Annotated in this window: 16 protein-coding genes; 12 read left to right on the top strand and 4 right to left on the bottom strand. The window is 60.8% G+C overall.

What is annotated here, in order from left to right:
- Positions 1-125: 125 nt before the first annotated feature.
- From AC07O2_RS02675 to pyrC, 8 genes are all read left to right on the top strand, one after another.
- Positions 126-1,421, top strand: a complete 1,296-nt coding sequence (locus AC07O2_RS02675; protein WP_495074190.1) for a dicarboxylate/amino acid:cation symporter — start codon at positions 126-128, stop codon at positions 1,419-1,421.
- 11 nt (positions 1,422-1,432) lie between these two features.
- Positions 1,433-2,326, top strand: coding sequence for an amino acid ABC transporter substrate-binding protein (locus AC07O2_RS02670; protein WP_495074189.1), 894 nt, complete (start codon positions 1,433-1,435; stop codon positions 2,324-2,326).
- A 163-nt stretch (positions 2,327-2,489) separates the two neighbouring features.
- Positions 2,490-3,389: an amino acid ABC transporter substrate-binding protein gene (locus AC07O2_RS02665; RefSeq protein ID WP_495074188.1), complete on the top strand. Its 900-nt coding sequence runs from the start codon at positions 2,490-2,492 to the stop codon at positions 3,387-3,389.
- Between the two features lie 117 nt (positions 3,390-3,506).
- Positions 3,507-4,229, top strand: a complete 723-nt coding sequence (locus tag AC07O2_RS02660) for an amino acid ABC transporter permease (protein WP_495074187.1) — start codon at positions 3,507-3,509, stop codon at positions 4,227-4,229.
- A 1-nt stretch (position 4,230) separates the two neighbouring features.
- Positions 4,231-4,917 (top strand): amino acid ABC transporter permease, encoded by a 687-nt coding sequence (locus AC07O2_RS02655; RefSeq protein ID WP_495074186.1) that lies wholly within the window; start codon positions 4,231-4,233, stop codon positions 4,915-4,917.
- 21 nt (positions 4,918-4,938) lie between these two features.
- Entirely contained in the window at positions 4,939-5,676 is a 738-nt protein-coding gene (locus AC07O2_RS02650) for an amino acid ABC transporter ATP-binding protein (protein WP_495074185.1), read from the top strand.
- 29 nt (positions 5,677-5,705) lie between these two features.
- The gene (locus tag AC07O2_RS02645) at positions 5,706-7,352 is read left to right on the top strand and encodes a methyl-accepting chemotaxis protein (protein ID WP_495074184.1); all 1,647 of its coding nucleotides are present in this window, start codon (positions 5,706-5,708) and stop codon (positions 7,350-7,352) included.
- A 35-nt stretch (positions 7,353-7,387) separates the two neighbouring features.
- The gene (gene pyrC, locus AC07O2_RS02640; RefSeq protein ID WP_495074183.1) at positions 7,388-8,425 is read left to right on the top strand and encodes a dihydroorotase; all 1,038 of its coding nucleotides are present in this window, start codon (positions 7,388-7,390) and stop codon (positions 8,423-8,425) included.
- A gap of 6 nt (positions 8,426-8,431) precedes the next feature.
- Here the strand turns inward: pyrC and AC07O2_RS02635 are convergent, their stop codons facing one another.
- On the bottom strand, positions 8,432-9,838 hold the full coding sequence (locus tag AC07O2_RS02635; protein WP_495074182.1) for an FAD-binding oxidoreductase: 1,407 nt from the start codon (positions 9,836-9,838) through the stop codon (positions 8,432-8,434).
- A 133-nt stretch (positions 9,839-9,971) separates the two neighbouring features.
- On the opposite strand from AC07O2_RS02635, the gene AC07O2_RS02630 reads away from it, so the two are divergent.
- A complete protein-coding gene (locus AC07O2_RS02630; protein WP_495074181.1) occupies positions 9,972-11,126 on the top strand; it encodes an ABC transporter substrate-binding protein in 1,155 nt (384 codons plus the stop codon).
- Positions 11,127-11,147: 21 nt separating this feature from the next.
- Here the strand turns inward: AC07O2_RS02630 and AC07O2_RS02625 are convergent, their stop codons facing one another.
- The 3 genes from AC07O2_RS02625 to AC07O2_RS02615 are packed head-to-tail and all read right to left on the bottom strand — an operon-like array spanning position 11,148 to position 13,181.
- Positions 11,148-11,576 (bottom strand): HIT family protein, encoded by a 429-nt coding sequence (locus tag AC07O2_RS02625; protein WP_495074180.1) that lies wholly within the window; start codon positions 11,574-11,576, stop codon positions 11,148-11,150.
- A 1-nt stretch (position 11,577) separates the two neighbouring features.
- Positions 11,578-12,441, bottom strand: a complete 864-nt coding sequence (locus AC07O2_RS02620; RefSeq protein ID WP_495074179.1) for an isocitrate lyase/PEP mutase family protein — start codon at positions 12,439-12,441, stop codon at positions 11,578-11,580.
- A gap of 26 nt (positions 12,442-12,467) precedes the next feature.
- Positions 12,468-13,181, bottom strand: a complete 714-nt coding sequence (locus AC07O2_RS02615; protein ID WP_495074178.1) for a GntR family transcriptional regulator — start codon at positions 13,179-13,181, stop codon at positions 12,468-12,470.
- 72 nt (positions 13,182-13,253) lie between these two features.
- Here AC07O2_RS02615 and AC07O2_RS02610 point away from each other — a divergent pair, with 72 nt between their 5' ends.
- Genes AC07O2_RS02610 through AC07O2_RS02600 form a run of 3 tightly spaced genes read left to right on the top strand, consistent with a single transcriptional unit; the run spans position 13,254 to position 15,397 of the window.
- Complete coding sequence (locus AC07O2_RS02610) at positions 13,254-14,009, top strand: DUF3025 domain-containing protein (protein ID WP_495074177.1); 756 nt, start codon at positions 13,254-13,256, stop codon at positions 14,007-14,009.
- 51 nt (positions 14,010-14,060) lie between these two features.
- Complete coding sequence (htpX, locus tag AC07O2_RS02605) at positions 14,061-14,936, top strand: protease HtpX (RefSeq protein WP_495074176.1); 876 nt, start codon at positions 14,061-14,063, stop codon at positions 14,934-14,936.
- The gene (locus tag AC07O2_RS02600; protein WP_495074175.1) at positions 14,933-15,397 is read left to right on the top strand and encodes a GNAT family N-acetyltransferase; all 465 of its coding nucleotides are present in this window, start codon (positions 14,933-14,935) and stop codon (positions 15,395-15,397) included. Before htpX ends, AC07O2_RS02600 begins: the two co-directional genes overlap by 4 nt.
- The last annotated feature ends 31 nt before the right edge of the window (positions 15,398-15,428 follow it).

Below are 15,428 nucleotides of genomic sequence, written 5' to 3'. Positions count from 1 at the left end.
TGCTTGTGCCGGGGGGCGGCGGATGTTAGCCCTGGACTTGCTGGCCATCCGCGCCATGGATCACCACGGCCCGTGCGGGGCATGAGCTTCCGCCGCGGGTCCGATGTACAGAAATAGGAAGACATATGAAACGCAAAATGCCTCCGGCAGTCACCATACTTTTAGCCATGCTGCTGGGCATCCTGATCGGCTACGTGGTGTTTCTCAACTTCCCCGACAAGAAGGCCGCCAGCGAGATTGCAGGCTACATCTCCATCATGTCGGACATCTTTCTGCGTCTGATCAAGATGCTGATTGCGCCGCTGGTGTTTTCTACGCTGGTGGTGGGCATCGCCCACATGGGCGATGCGTCGGCGGTAGGCCGGGTGTTCGGCAAGGCCCTGGGCTGGTTTGTGACCGCGTCGTTGATTTCGCTGGTGCTGGGATTGGTGATGGCCAATCTGCTGGAGCCCGGCAAAAACCTGGGTCTGCCCTTGCCCGACATTGGTGCGTCTGCCGGCTTGGCTACCTCCAAATTTACCCTCAAGGACTTTGTCAGCCATCTGGTGCCCAAGTCTTTTGCCGAAGCCATGGCGAATAACGAAATTCTGCAGATCGTGGTGTTCTCGATGTTCTTCGGCGTGGCCATGGCCGCATTGGGCGACAAGGCCAAGGTGCTGGTGACGGCCATCGACGAGCTTTCGCACGTCATGCTGAAGATTACCGGTTATGTGATGAAACTGGCGCCACTGGCCGTGCTGGCTGCGATGGCTGCTACAGTTTCTGTGAACGGGCTGGAGATTTTGCTGAAGTTCGCGGTCTTCATGGGCGACTTCTATCTGGGCCTGTTCCTGCTGTGGGGCGTGTTGATACTGGCAGGCTTTGCCTTTCTGGGGCCGCGCGTGTTCAAGCTGTTGGTGCTGATCAAGGAGGCGTTTTTGCTGTCGTTTGCTACCGCCAGTTCGGAAGCCGCCTACCCCAAGATTCTGGATGCGCTGGACCGTTTCGGCGTGAAGCGCAAGATTTCCAGCTTTGTGATGCCCATGGGATATTCGTTCAACCTGGACGGCTCCATGATGTACTGCACCTTTGCCACGCTATTCATTGCCCAGGCCTATGACATCCATCTGCCGCTGTCCACGCAGATCACCATGCTGCTGATTTTGATGATGACCTCCAAGGGCATGGCTGGCGTGCCACGTGCCTCCCTGGTGGTGATTGCGGCTACGCTGAACCAGTTCCATATTCCTGAGGCAGGTTTATTGCTGATTCTGGGCGTGGATACCTTCCTGGACATGGGGCGTTCGGCCACCAATGCGGTGGGCAATTCCATCGCCACTGCCGTCGTTGCAAAGTGGGAAAAAGAGTTGCTGCCAGAGGAGGCGGCTGAAATGAATGCCCGCGCCATGGATGCAGCGACCGTCCGGGTCGTCAGCCAGTAAAGGTGCACAGCATGCCGTTTAAGTGGACTCAATGCCTGCTGACCGGCGCAGTGGCAGTCCTGATGGCCAGCGCCGGCCATGCCCAGGCGCTGACCGGGACCTTGAAAAAGGCCTGGGATACCGGGGCTGTGACCATAGGCTACCGGGCTTCGTCGGTGCCTTTTTCCTATCTGTCAGTCCGGGGGGAGCCCATAGGCTACGCCATCGATATCTGCCGTGCCCTGGTGGCCTCCATGGAGGATGAGCTGGGCCGCGAGCTGGTACTGCGCTGGCAGCCGGTGACGGCCGAGTCGCGCATGCAGGCGGTGAGCTCGGGGCAGGTGGATTTGGAGTGCGGCTCCACCACCCATAACGTGGAGCGCGAAAAGCAGGTGGCGTTCTCTCCCGTCACCTTTGTGTCCGGCACCAAGTTGATGGTCCGCAAAGAGTCTGCGTTGCGTTCGTTCCGTGACCTGGTCGGTAAGCGCGTCGTGGTGTCCGAGGGCACCACGAATGAGAAAACCATGCGCGCCCTGTCGGACAAGTTCAAGCTTGGGCTGCAACTGGTGGTGGCGCGTGACCATGCTGAGTCGTTTGCCGAGCTCAAGGCGGGCAAGGTGGATGCGTTCGCTACCGATGATGTCCTGCTTTACGGCCTGCTGGCGCAGAACAAGGCCCAGGCCGAGTTTGCGGTGGTGGGCGAGTTTTTATCCTATGACCCCTACGGCATCATGTTCCGCAAGGACGACGCTGCGTTGGCGCAGCTGGTGGAGCAAAGTTTTCGCCGCCAGGCGGAAGAGGGAGATCTGGAGCGGCTGTATACCCGCTGGTTTCTGCGTCCTTTGCCATCTGGGCCCGGCATCAATCTACCCATGAGTCCTCAGTTGGCCACCATTTTCCAGTCCTTGGTGTCCAAACCGGAGTAAGTTATGCGGTAGTTGCATGATGGCAGGCACAGAGTCTGCATAGTGTGAAATGTGTATTTGTGCGCACATGATGTGCACCAAATGCGGGCGCAAGGGTTATCCCGCGGAGCGTAGTCCCTAAAATTTGCGTTGTGTAGTTCTTACTTTTATCCAGGAGTTTTTCATGAAGAAGCATTTGTTGGCTTTGGCTGTATCCGCTTTGGCAGTAGGCGGCGCTTTTGCGCAAGCCTCGGACACCATTGGCAAGGTCAAGGCATCGGGCGTGGTGACGATGGGTGTGCGTGATTCGTCTGGCGCGCTGTCCTACACCCTGGGTGATGGTAAGTTTGCCGGCTTCCACGTCGAAGTGTGCCAGCACATCATCGCCAATCTGGAAAAGGCAGCAGGCAAGAAGCTGGAAACCAAGTACCAGCTGGTGACTTCGCAAAACCGTATTCCACTGGTGCAAAACGGCACGGTGGATATTGAGTGCGGCTCCACCACCAACAACGCCACACGCCAAAAAGACGTGTCGTTTGCCAATACCGTGTATGTGGAAGAAGTGCGTATTGCCACCAAGGCCAATTCCGGCATTACCTCGATCGCCCAGTTGAATGGCAAGAGCGTAGCGACTACCACCGGAACAACTTCGGTTCAGCTGCTGCGCAAGCATGAGCGCGCCAATGGTGTGGACTTCAAGGAAGTTTTTGGCAAGGACCACGCCGACAGCTTCTTGCTGCTGGAATCCGGCCGTGCCGACGCGTTCGTGATGGACGGCCAGATTCTGGCCGGTAACATCGCCACCTCCAAGTCGCCTGCGGATTACAAGATTGTTGGCGAAGTGCTGAGCGTTGAGCCTATTGGCATCATGCTGCGCAAGGATGACCCTGCGTTCAAGAAGCTGGCAGACGACACGATTGCTGGCATGGTCAAGTCGGGCGAAATGGCAAAACTGTATGACAAGTGGTTCATGCAGCCCATTCCTCCGAAGAACACCAAGGTGGGGCTGCCTGCCAGCGATGCGACCAAGGCTGCCTGGGCAAATCTGAACGATAAGCCTGCCGAAGACTACGCAAAAAAATAAGTAAGTAGGTAAACCAAACCCCGCCCCCCTTTTTTATAGGGGCGGGGTTTTTGTTTGCCAAAGGGCTGCGCCATGGCCGCAACCCATCTGAGCGGCATATTTTTGGAGGAGAGCGTTATGGGTTTGGATTGGCAGATATTTCTCAACGATGACGGCAGTGGGCGTACCTATCTGCAGTGGATGATGGAGGCTTGGCGCTGGACCTTGGCCGTGGCCGGTTGTTCCTGGGTAGTGTCCATGGTGGTCGGGGCCTTGATGGGAACTCTGCGGACCTTGCCCAACAGTCCTTGGCTCGTGCGTTTCGCCAATCTGTGGGTGGAGCTGTTCCGCAATATTCCGCTGCTGGTGCAAATTTTTATTTGGTACTTTGTGGTGCCCAAGATTTTTCCTGCGATGCAAAAGGTACCGGGCTTTGCGCTGGTCGTTGTGTCGCTGGGCTTCTTTACCTCGGCGCGTATTGCCGAGCAGGTCCGTGCGGGCATCCAGGCTCTGCCCAAGGGGCAGCGCTATGCGGGCATGGCCATGGGTTTTTCTACTTTCCAGACCTATCGCTATGTGATTTTGCCGATGGCGTTTCGCATCATCTTCCCGCCGCTGACCAGCGAGTCCATGAACCTGTTGAAAAACTCGTCCGTGGCGTTTGCGGTATCGATTTCTGAGCTCACCATGTTTGCCATGCAAGCCCAGGAAGAAACCTCTCGCGGTATTGAGGTGTATCTGGGCGTGACCTTGTTGTATGCGGTTTCGGCCTTTGCCGTGAATCGCGTGATGGGTTTTGTTGAGAAAAAAATGGCGATCCCCGGCTTTATCGTAGCCGGCGGTACCGGAGGGGGACATTGATATGGGCGGACTAGACCTTTCGTTTTTCAGCTGGGAGATCATCAGCAAGTTCGTCCAGAAGGGGTTTCTCTTCAGTATTGAATTGACGGTGATTGCCACGATCGGCGGCATTTTGCTGGGCACGGTGCTGGCTTTGATGCGGCTGTCGGGCGCCAAGTTGCTGATGTGGCCGGCCACTGTCTACGTCAACGTGATGCGCTCCATCCCGCTGGTGATGGTGATTCTGTGGTTCTTCCTGCTGGTGCCTAGCAGCTTTTATTCGTATCTGCCCGACGGGGCTAACTACCGGTCGGAATATTCTGCCGCCATCACTTTCATTGCATTTGAAGCGGCCTACTTTAGCGAGATCATGCGCGCCGGTATCCAGTCCATCCCGCGTGGCCAGGTGCATGCCGGCCAGGCCTTGGGCATGACCTACGGGCAGAACATGAAGCTGGTGATACTGCCCCAGGCATTTCGCAACATGCTGCCGGTGCTGCTGACGCAGACCATCATCCTGTTCCAGGACACATCCTTGGTCTATGCCATTGGTGCCTACGATTTGCTTAAGGGCTTCACGACCGCCGGCAAGCTCTATGGACGCCCGGAAGAAGCCTACTTGCTGGCTGCGGTGGTGTATTTCCTGCTTTGCTTTGGCCTGTCCTATATCGTTAAAAAGCTGCAGCTCAAGATTGCGATCATTCGCTGATACAGATTCGTGGAGTAAAACATGATTGAAATTAAAAACGTTTCCAAATGGTATGGCCCGGTTCAGGTGCTGAACAACTGCAATGTCAGTATCAAAAAGGGCGATGTGGTGGTGGTGTGCGGTCCGTCAGGCTCGGGCAAATCGACGCTGATCAAAACCGTCAACGCGCTGGAGCCCTTCCAGAAGGGCGAGATTTTTGTGGACGGCATTGCGTTGCACGACCCCAAGACAGATTTGCCCAAGCTGCGCAGCCGCGTTGGCATGGTGTTCCAGCATTTCGAACTGTTCCCGCATCTGTCGGTAACCGAAAACCTGACCCTCGCGCAAATCAAGGTGTTGGGCCGCTCTGCCGACGACGCCAAGGTCCGTGGCCTGAAGATGCTGGACCGCGTGGGCCTGATGGCGCATAAGGACAAGTTCCCTGGTCAGCTCTCTGGCGGCCAGCAGCAGCGCGTGGCGATTGCCCGTGCGCTGAGCATGGACCCGATGGTCATGTTGTTTGATGAACCCACTTCTGCGCTTGACCCCGAAATGGTCGGCGAGGTGCTGGACGTGATGGTGACCTTGGCCAAGGAAGGCATGACCATGATGTGCGTAACCCATGAAATGGGCTTTGCACGCAAGGTCGCCAGCCGCGTGATCTTTATCGACGTGGGTGGCAAGATCCTGGAAGACTGCTCTAAAGACGAGTTCTTCAGCCATCCGGAAAACCGCCAGCCGCGCACCAAGGACTTTTTGAACAAGATCCTGGCGCACTAAGTCAGACCACCACACCTCCAGGGTACACAATGGCATTCCACCTCTCCCGCTCCCTCTCGATTGCCCGCCGTCTTACCCTGGGGTTTGTGAACATACTGGCTTTGCTGGTGGCCGTGGCCGCCACCAGCATGTATGCCATGCACCTCTTGGGAGCCCATGTGGACAGGATCGTCCACACCAATAACCGCAAGAGCGAGTTGGCCAACCAGCTGATGGGTTCGATCAGCAGTATGGCTATACAGAGCCGCTCGGTGGCCTTGTTCACCGAGCTGGACCCCAAGCAACTGGATGTCGAGTTCAAGGCCGCCCAGACTGCCGAAGCCACCTATCTGAAGACCGAGCAAGAGCTGAATGCGTTGCTGTCACAGCCAGGTGCGTCCGAGCAGGAGCGGGCTTTGATCGCCGATATTTCCCAGATCAGCAAAAAAGCTTTTCCAGAAGTCAGGGATGCGTTGAAGCAGGCCATGGATGGCGACAACGTGGCTGCAGTGATGACCTTGATGAAGCGGGTGCGCCCGGCCGAAGCCGATCTGCGGGCTAAGGTGTCCGAGCTGATCGAGCTGCAGCGTAAGCAGACCGAGGTTGCCGCCGCCGAGGTGCAGGATTTGGAGAAGCAGGCCTTCCTCGTGGAGGGCGTGCTGGTGGCGATTGCGCTGGTGGCCGGAGGTGTCATTACCTGGCACATCACAACGACTTTGACCGCTCCCATGAACCGCGCAGTGGTGCTGGCTGAACGCATTGCCACTGGTGACTTGTCGTCCCAGGTCGAGGTACGTATTTTTGACGAGACTGGCCGGGTGTTGCAGGCCATTTCCGCCATGCAGGAAAAACTCAAATCCCTGGTCGGTGGCATCCGCCTGGCGGCGGACTCCATTCAGGTGGCCAGCAGCGAGGTGGCTGCCGGCAACCAGGACCTAAGCCAGCGTACCGAGCAAACCGCATCCAATCTGCAGCAGACCGCGCATGCCATGGACAACCTGACCGGTATCGTTTCGCACAGCGCAGACGCTGCCCAGCAAGCTAACCAGCTGGCAATGTCGGCCGCGCAGGTGGCTGCGCGCGGCGGCGCGGTAGTGTCGGAAGTGGTGACCACCATGGACGACATCAACGGCAGCTCCAAGAAGATTGCAGACATCATCACCGTCATCGACGGCATAGCTTTCCAGACCAATATCCTGGCCTTGAACGCTGCAGTGGAAGCTGCACGTGCCGGCGAGCAGGGCCGTGGCTTTGCCGTGGTGGCCAGCGAGGTACGTAGCCTGGCCGGCCGGTCGGCCCAGGCCGCCAAGGAGATCAAGATCTTGATCGGCGCCAGCGTCGAGCGGGTCGAAAAAGGCACGCGTCTGGTCGCCGATGCGGGCGCCACCATGGGTGAAATCGTTAGCTCGGTGCAGCGTGTGACTGATACCCTCAGCGAAATCACGGCTGCGGCCACCGAGCAAAGCCGGGGCATTGGCCAGATCAACTCCGCCATTGCCGCGCTGGACCAGATGACGCAGCAGAACTCGGCCTTGGTTGAGCAAAGCGCTGCTGCCGCAGACACCATGAATGGCCATGCGGTGCAGCTGGCCGCAGCCGTCAGCACCTTCAAGCTGGAGCGCAATGGCAAGGTACCGGTCGCCGGTGGCTATGGCGGCAGCACCGGCCTCAGCCTGTCGGGGCCCAGCCAGGGCTGATACCGGCGGGGGCGGCTTCAGCGACAATCTGGGGCATGACCACCGCCTCCACCATTACCCTGACCCGGCCAGACGACTGGCATTTGCATGTGCGCGACGGCGCCGCGCTGCACACCGTTGTGCCGCACGCAGCCGCCCAGTTTGGCCGCGCCCTGATCATGCCGAACCTGCGCCCGCCGGTCACCAGTACCGCCCAGGCGCTGGCCTACAAAGAGCGCATTCTGGCCGCCGTGCCTGCAGGCGTAAGTTTCGAGCCCCTGATGTCGCTGTACCTGACGGACAGCCTGTCACCCGACGAGATTGCCCGCGCCAAAGACGCTGGTGTGGTCGCCGCCAAGCTGTACCCCGCTGGCGCCACCACCAATAGCGACGCCGGCGTGACCGACTTGCGCAAGATCTACAAGACGCTGGAAGCCATGCAGCGCGCCGGCATGCTGCTGCTGGTGCATGGCGAAGTGACCAACGCCGACATCGACCTGTTTGACCGCGAGGCCGTGTTCATCGACCGCCAAATGATCCCGCTGCGCCGCGACTTCCCCGAGCTGAAGATCGTCTTCGAGCACATCACGACCAAAGAGGCTGCGCAGTACGTGCAAGCTGCCGACCAGTTCACGGCTGCCACCATCACGGCCCACCACCTGCTGTACAACCGCAATGCCATCTTCATCGGTGGCATCCGCCCTCACTACTACTGCCTGCCGGTGCTGAAGCGCGAAACCCACCGTGTGGCATTGGTCGAGGCGGCTACCTGCGGCAGCCACAAGTTCTTCCTGGGAACGGACAGCGCACCACACGCCGCGCACCTGAAAGAGCATGCCAGCGGCTGCGCCGGCTGCTATACCTCCCATGCGGCGATGGAGCTGTATGCCGAAGCCTTCGACAACGCCGGTGCGCTGGACAAGTTGGAAGCCTTTGCCAGCTTCAACGGTCCGGACTTCTACAGCCTGCCGCGTAACCAGGGCACCATTACCTTGGTGAAGGAAAGCTGGACCCCGCCCGAGAGCTTCCCCTTCGGTGAAGCCCAGCTCAAGCCGCTGCGTTCGGGTGAAGCGCTGCCCTGGCGTCTGCTCTAAGTCGGCTTAAATTACCTTGCCTGGATTCAGAATGTTCTTCGGGTCCAGTGCGGCTTTGAGCGTGCGCATCAGGGCAATCTGCTCGGGCGAGCGCGCATGGGCTAGCCAGCGGCGCTTCATGGTACCAATGCCGTGCTCGGCCGACACCGTGCCGCCGTATTCGCGCACCAGGCCGTAGATGATTTCATCTGCTGCGTCCTTGGGCTGGGCGGCCACGCCGCTTTGGTAGGCCACGATGTGCACATTGCCGTCGCCGATGTGGCCGTAGAACACGGCCTCGCAGCCCGGTAGCTGGGCGCTGAGGGCGGCCTTGCAACGCACGGCGTATTCGTCCATGTTCACCACCGGCAGGCCGATGTCGTAAGCCAGGTGGCCGGGCCAGAGCTGGTGGAATTCGGCACAGGCGTCGCGCACGCCCCAGAAGGCTTTTTCATCGGCCAGCGACTGCGACACCACGGCGTTGGGAACGGTACCGTCTTCCAGCAACTGGGCCAGCCAGGCTTCGAAGTTGGGGCCGTCGCGCGCCGGATCGGTGCCCAGGGCCTCCACCAGCACATAAGCGCCGTAGCGGCGGCCATCGGCGGCGAAGGGGTTGCGCACGCCGCGCACTTTTTGCGTGGCCATATCCCAGTAGTCGGGCCACATCACCTCGAAGGCCGACAGCATCGGGCCCAGGCCGTTGCGCGCCGCGGTCAGCAGCTTCAGCACTGTGCCGTAGTCCTCGGCCGCACACAGCGCCACCATGGTGGAGGAGGGCTTGGGAAACAGGCGTAACACCACGCGCGTGATGATGCCCAGCGTGCCTTCGCTGCCGATGAAGATGTGCTTCAGGTCAAAACCCGCGTTGTTCTTGATCATTTTGTTCAGGCTGCTGACCACTGTGCCGTCGGCCAGCACTGCCTCCAGTCCCAGCACCATGTCGCGCGCCATGCCATAGCGGATGACGCGGTTGCCGCCGGCATTGGTGGACAGGTTGCCGCCAATCGCACACGAGCCGCGCGCGCCCAAGTCCAGCGGGCAGAAGAAGCCGGCTGCTGCTGCTGCCTGCTGCACCACCTCCAGCGGCGTGCCGGCCAGCACGGTCATGGTGGCCGAGGCGGAGTCAATTTCTTCAATCCCCACCAGGCGCTCCAGCGACAAGGCGATCTCGTCGTCCAGCGCGCGGGCGCCGCCGCACAGGCCGGTCAGGCCACCCTGGGGTACCACGGCAATACTGTGCGCGTGGCAGATGCGCAGGGCCGTGGCTACGCCTTCGGTATCGGCCGGGCGTACCATGGCCAACGGCGTGGTGGGCGGCAGGCCGCTGTAGTCATTGCGGTTACGGGCGGGCACCTCGTCGGCCAGAAAAACGGCGGAACCCAGCTGTTGGCGCAGGTCCTGAAGGGCAAGTTCGGCGGCGGTAGAGGAGGTCATAGGAGTGCAAAAAAACTGATGTATGTAAGGTTCTGGATACTGTACATTAATATTCAGGCGCAGAAAATAGCCGGTTACCACGGCAGCTGCATATAGTCCTCAGCAGGACATTGACCGATCCAGGAGACAAAAAATGAGCATTCAGCGCAGAACCCTCATTACCGCCGTTGGCGCCAGCGCCTTGTGCAGCAGCGCGCCGCTGTGGGCCCAGGGCGAGGCCATCAAAATCTTCAATGTGGTGGAGTTGTCCGGGGCTGGGGCCACGGCGGGCACCATGTTCAAGTCGGGCATAGAGCTGGCTGTGAAGGACATCAATGCCGCAGGCGGCATCCTGGGCCGCAAGATCGAGGTCACGAATATGGACACCCAGACCAACCCTGGCGTGGCCAAGGGCCTGGTGGTGCGGGCGATTGATGACGGCGCGTTTGCCATCTTCGGCCCGGTGTTCACCGGTTCTATCCTGGTCAGCCAGACCGAGACGCGGCGCGCTGAGGTGCCCAATTTCACTGCGGCCGCCGGAGCCCTGGTAACCCAGCAAGGCAGCCCCTACATCTTCCGCACCGGCCTGACGCAGACCAACTCCATGCCCAAGGCGGCGCGCTACATTGCGCAGAACCTGAAGGTGAAGAAGGTGGCGGTGATTTTTGTGAACAGCGACTTCGGCAAACCCGGCCGCGACGCCATCACCAGCGCGCTCAAAACCTACGGCGTGGACGTGGTGGCCGATGTTTCCACTGAAGCCGGCCAGGTGGACTTCTCTGCCGCCGTGGTGCGCACCAAGCAGGCCAATGCCGACGCGGTGTTCGTCTACCTGAACGAAGAAGAGTCGGCCCGCGCGGTGCGCGAGTTGCGTAAGCAGGGCTGGGACAAGCCCATCGTCGGTGATGTCACCCTGCTGGGCCAGAAGGTGATCGACTTGGCCGGTGACGCCGCCAATGGCGTGGTGGGCCATACCGAGATGTCGGCCGATGCGCCGATTGCCGGGATCAAGATGGTGCGCGACAAGTTCGTCAAGGCCTATAACTTCGTGCCCGACCACAACGGCATCAAAGGCTACCAGGGCGTCTACATGCTCAAGGCCGCGATCCAGAAGGTCGGCAAGTTCGACCGCGTGGCCGTGGCCAAACAGCTGCACGGCATGACCATCAAGGTGGCGGACGAGCCCGGCGTGCTGATGGACGTGACCTTTGACGACAAGGGCGACATCGACCGCGAAAGCTTCATCATCGAAATCAAGGGTGGTAAGCCCGTGGTGAAGGACGTCTTGCCGCCGCTGGGCAAGGGTTAAATCGGCCGCTAACGCAGGTATTTACTGCAGTAGCAGCTGCAGTTTTTGTAGCGTGGCCTGGAAGTCGGCGTCGGGCAGTGCTACCGGTCTGTCTTGCGTCAGCACAAAGGCCTGGCCCCAGTTGGGCCCGTTGCGGGTCTTGGGCACCAGGTGCATGTGGATGTGTTCGTTCAGGTCACCGTAAATGGCGTAGTTCACCTTGTCGCAGTGGCCTAGCTGGGTGATGGCGGCGGCCACCTGCGCCACCTCCTGCATGAAGCCGCCCAAAACCTGGGGCGCGAGCTCGAACAATTCCCGCGCATGCTGTTTCAGCAGCACGATGCAGCGGCCCCGGTGCGTCTGGTCGCGTAGCAGGAACACGCGTGAATGCTCCAGGTCGCGGATATGGACCATCAGGCTGTCTAGTTCCGCCAGGGTGGCGGTGCAGTAGCGGCAGGCGGGTGTGGTCATGTCAGGCTCCAAAGCGGTCATCTAAGTCTTTGTGGAAATCCAGGTCTACCAGGCTGCTGAATTCGGCGTAGCTGACCATGCCGCCTGCGCTGCCGCGTGGTGTGCCGGCACGCTGTAGCTCGGCCAGCGCATCGGACACGGCTTTCACTGCGGTGAATAGAGCTGTTACTGCGTAGAACACCACGGAGAAGCCCATGTCCTGCAGGTCCCGCGCGGTTAGCGCTGTGGTCTCATTGCCATCGACGATGGACACCACCTTGGGCCCCGGCACAGCCTTGGCAATCGCTTCTACCTCGGCGATCTTCTTGATGCCATCGACGAACACCAGGTCCACGCCTGCGGCCTGGTACAGATGGGCGCGGCGTATGGCTTCCTCCAGGCCCATGGCGGGCAGGGCGTCGGTGCGGCCGATCATCAGCAGCGGGTCGCTGCCCCGGGCTTCGATGGCGCACTGCAAGCGCAGCGCGTTTTCCTGCGCATCCATCAGGCGGATGCCGGCCATCTGGCCGCAGCGCTTGGGTGCCACCTGGTCTTCCAGATGGATGGCGGCCACGCCGGCCTGGATGTATTCGCGCACCGTACGCTGGATGTTGGACGGACCGCCGTAGCCAGTGTCGGCGTCGGCAATGATGGGGATGTCGACCACCCGCGCCATGTCGCGCGCGTGGCTGGTCATCTCGGTCTGGCTCAGCAGGCCGATGTCCGGCGTGCCGAGGCGGCTGGCGGTGGCGCCAAAGCCGGTCATGTAGACGGCGGGGAAGCCGGCCTTTTGCACCAGCCGGGCAGTGATGGCGTCGGGCGCGCCGGGCGCCATGACGATCTTGCCGCTCTGTAGCAACTGCTGAAGTCGGAGGGTGGGATGCATGGGGGCGCTTCTGGTGACGCGGTGGTTCAGGCGCTGGGGCGCAGCTTGGGCAATAGCGCACTGGCTTCCAACAGCGCGCTGGCACTGGCCAGGCGGAAGGCGTCCACTGTGCGGCCCACGTGCAGATTCAGCAATTGCTTCAATTGCTCGAAGTCGCCTGCGTCTACGCAGCGGATGATCTGCGCGTGCTCGTCCATGGACACGCTGCGGGCGTCTGAATACTGCTTGGACATATGCGTGCGCAGCGCCGCGATCTTGCCCGACACCAGGGCGTAGGAGTTCACCACATAGGGGTTGCCGCAGTGGGCAAACAGCGCTTCGTGGAAGGCCGAGTCGCAATGCCCATAAGTCACATCGTCGTCCGCGGCAATCGCGTCCTGCATCTGCTGGTAAATGCCTTGCAGCGTGGTCAACGTGGCCTCGCGACGCAGCGCGCGCGACAGCATGGCGCCGTGCAGCTCCAGCATGGCGCGGAAGTCGCAGATCGCCTGCACATCGGCCTCGTCTGGCTGGAATACAAAGCTGCCGCGCTTGGAGCGGATCACCACCAGGCCGGTGCTTTGCAGTAGCGTCAGAGCATCGCGCACCGGTGTACGGCTCACGCCAAATGACTCGGCCAGTGTTTCCTCCGAGATCATCTGGCCCAGTGCAAATTCACCGTCAATAATCGCCTGCCGCACACGCTGGGCCACGATTTCCGTGAGCGACTTGGGCATCTCGATGTCAAATTTTTGGGCCATGGTTCGGGTTCCTTCTGGCGTGCGGATGGCACAAGAATGCATTGTAGTTTTTATGAGGGACTAAGGTTCTGTATGCAAGATACAAACAGTGAAACGGAGGGGGTGGATTGGGCTCAGCCCTGGCTGCAGCCTCTGCGCGCGCTGGGCGAACCTGCTGGCCAAGCCTGGCAGCAGGGGGCGAGCGTGGCCGCTGCCTTGCACGCGGCCGGCCCGGCGCCGGTAGGCTTTGTGCCGCAAAGCGCCTTGCCGCCCGGCGAGGCCTATGAGGCCTTTATCTTCCGCACCCGCACCGTGCCCACGCGCGACAACCTGCACGATTTCTTCAACGGCTTATGCTGGCTGCATTTCCCGCAGACCAAGACCCGGCTGAACCAGCTGCAGGCGGCCGAGATTGCCGCGGCAGGCGTCAAGCCCTTGCGCGGCCCGGTGCGCGACGCGTTGACGGTGCTGGACGAGAACGGCGCCTTCCTCATCGCGCCGCCCGCGCTATGGGAGGCGCTGCGGACCCGCGATTGGCAGCGCTTGTTCGTCACCCTGCGTCCGCTGTGGGGTCAGGCCCAACTGCTGATGTTCGGCCATGCCCTCATGGAGAAGCTGGTTAAGCCTAGAAAACCCATGGTGGCGCACATATACTGCGCGCCGGTAGCTATACATTCAATAGCGGACGTGGACGCGCAGGTGGCGGCCCAACTGAGTGCCTCGGGTCTGGCCTGCAAGCCGTTCCTGCCCTTGCCAGTCCTGGGCGTGCCGGGTTGGTGGTCTGAAAACACCCAGTCGGAGTTTTATGACGATGCCCAGGTGTTCCGTCCTCCGCGCTGTGTGGCTTGAACTTCTTTCACGAAACCCCATCTAAACCCCAGTCATTCCACGGGAAAAACTATGAAACGCATTCTTCTGTTCATTCTTACCAATGTCTTGGTGGTCACGGTGCTGGGCATCGTGGCCAGCCTGCTGGGGGTGAACCGTTACCTGACGGCCAACGGCCTGAACCTGGGCTCCTTGCTCGGCTTCGCGCTGGTAATGGGCTTTGGCGGCGCCATCATTTCGCTGCTGATGAGCAAGCCCATGGCTAAGTGGAGCTCGGGCGTGCATGTGATCGAGCAGCCACAGAACGCCGACGAGGCCTGGATTGTGGACACTGTGCGCCGCCTGGCCGACAAGGCCCAGATTGGCATGCCCGAGGTCGGTATTTTTGAAGGCGCGCCGAATGCCTTCGCCACCGGCGCGTTCAAGAACTCGGCCCTGGTGGCCGTCTCCACCGGCCTGCTGCAAAGCATGACGCACGAAGAAATCGAAGCCGTGCTGGGCCACGAGATCGCCCACGTGGCGAATGGCGACATGGTCACCATGACCCTGATCCAGGGCGTGATGAACACCTTTGTGGTGTTCCTGAGCCGCGTCATCGGCTACGCGGTAGACAGCTTCCTGCGCAAGGGTGACGACCGCAACAGCGGCCCCGGCATTGGCTACTACATCAGCACCATCGTGCTGGACATCGTGCTCGGCTTTGCCGCCTCCATGGTGGTGGCCTGGTTCTCGCGCCACCGCGAATTCCGCGCCGATGCCGGTGCCGCCCAGCTGATGGGGCGCCGCCAGCCCATGATCAACGCCCTGGCGCGCCTGGGCGGCCTGCACACGGCAGAACTGCCCAAGAGCGTGGCCGCCTTCGGTATTGCCGGCAGCATAGGCCAGCTGTTTTCCACCCACCCGCCGATTGAGGCGCGTATCGCCGCTCTGCAAAACGCACAGGCATGACGCCTCTGCGCTTCCAGTGGGCGCGCATGGACGACCTGCGCGCCCGCGACTTCCACGCCGCCAAGCTGCTGCGTGATGCGGTGTTTGTGGTGGAGCAGAACTGCGTCTACCAGGACACCGATGCCTACGACCTGCAGTGCTGGCACCTGCTGGCCTGGGCGGGCGACGATCTGGCGGCTTATCTGCGCGTGACCGACCCTGGCAGCAAATACCCCGAACCTTCGCTGGGCCGGGTGCTTACCGCGCCGGCCTTTCGCGGCCAGGGCCTAGGCCAGCAGTTGCTGAGCGAGGCCTTGCGGCGCTGCGACCAGACCTGGCCTGGGCAAGCCAATCGCATCAGCGCCCAGCAGTACCTGCTGAAGTTCTACCAAAGCTTTGGATTTGAGGCTGTGGGCGAGATGTACCTGGAAGACGACATTCCGCACGTGGAAATGCTGCGCCCCGGCGTGCTGCAAAAATAATAGCTGACAGCGCAGGTAGTACCTGCGCCAG

Source organism: Rhodoferax sp. GW821-FHT10B06 (genome assembly GCF_059415605.1).
Note: the sequence above shows the minus strand (reverse complement) of the source record. Positions and strands in the feature narration are given on the sequence as shown.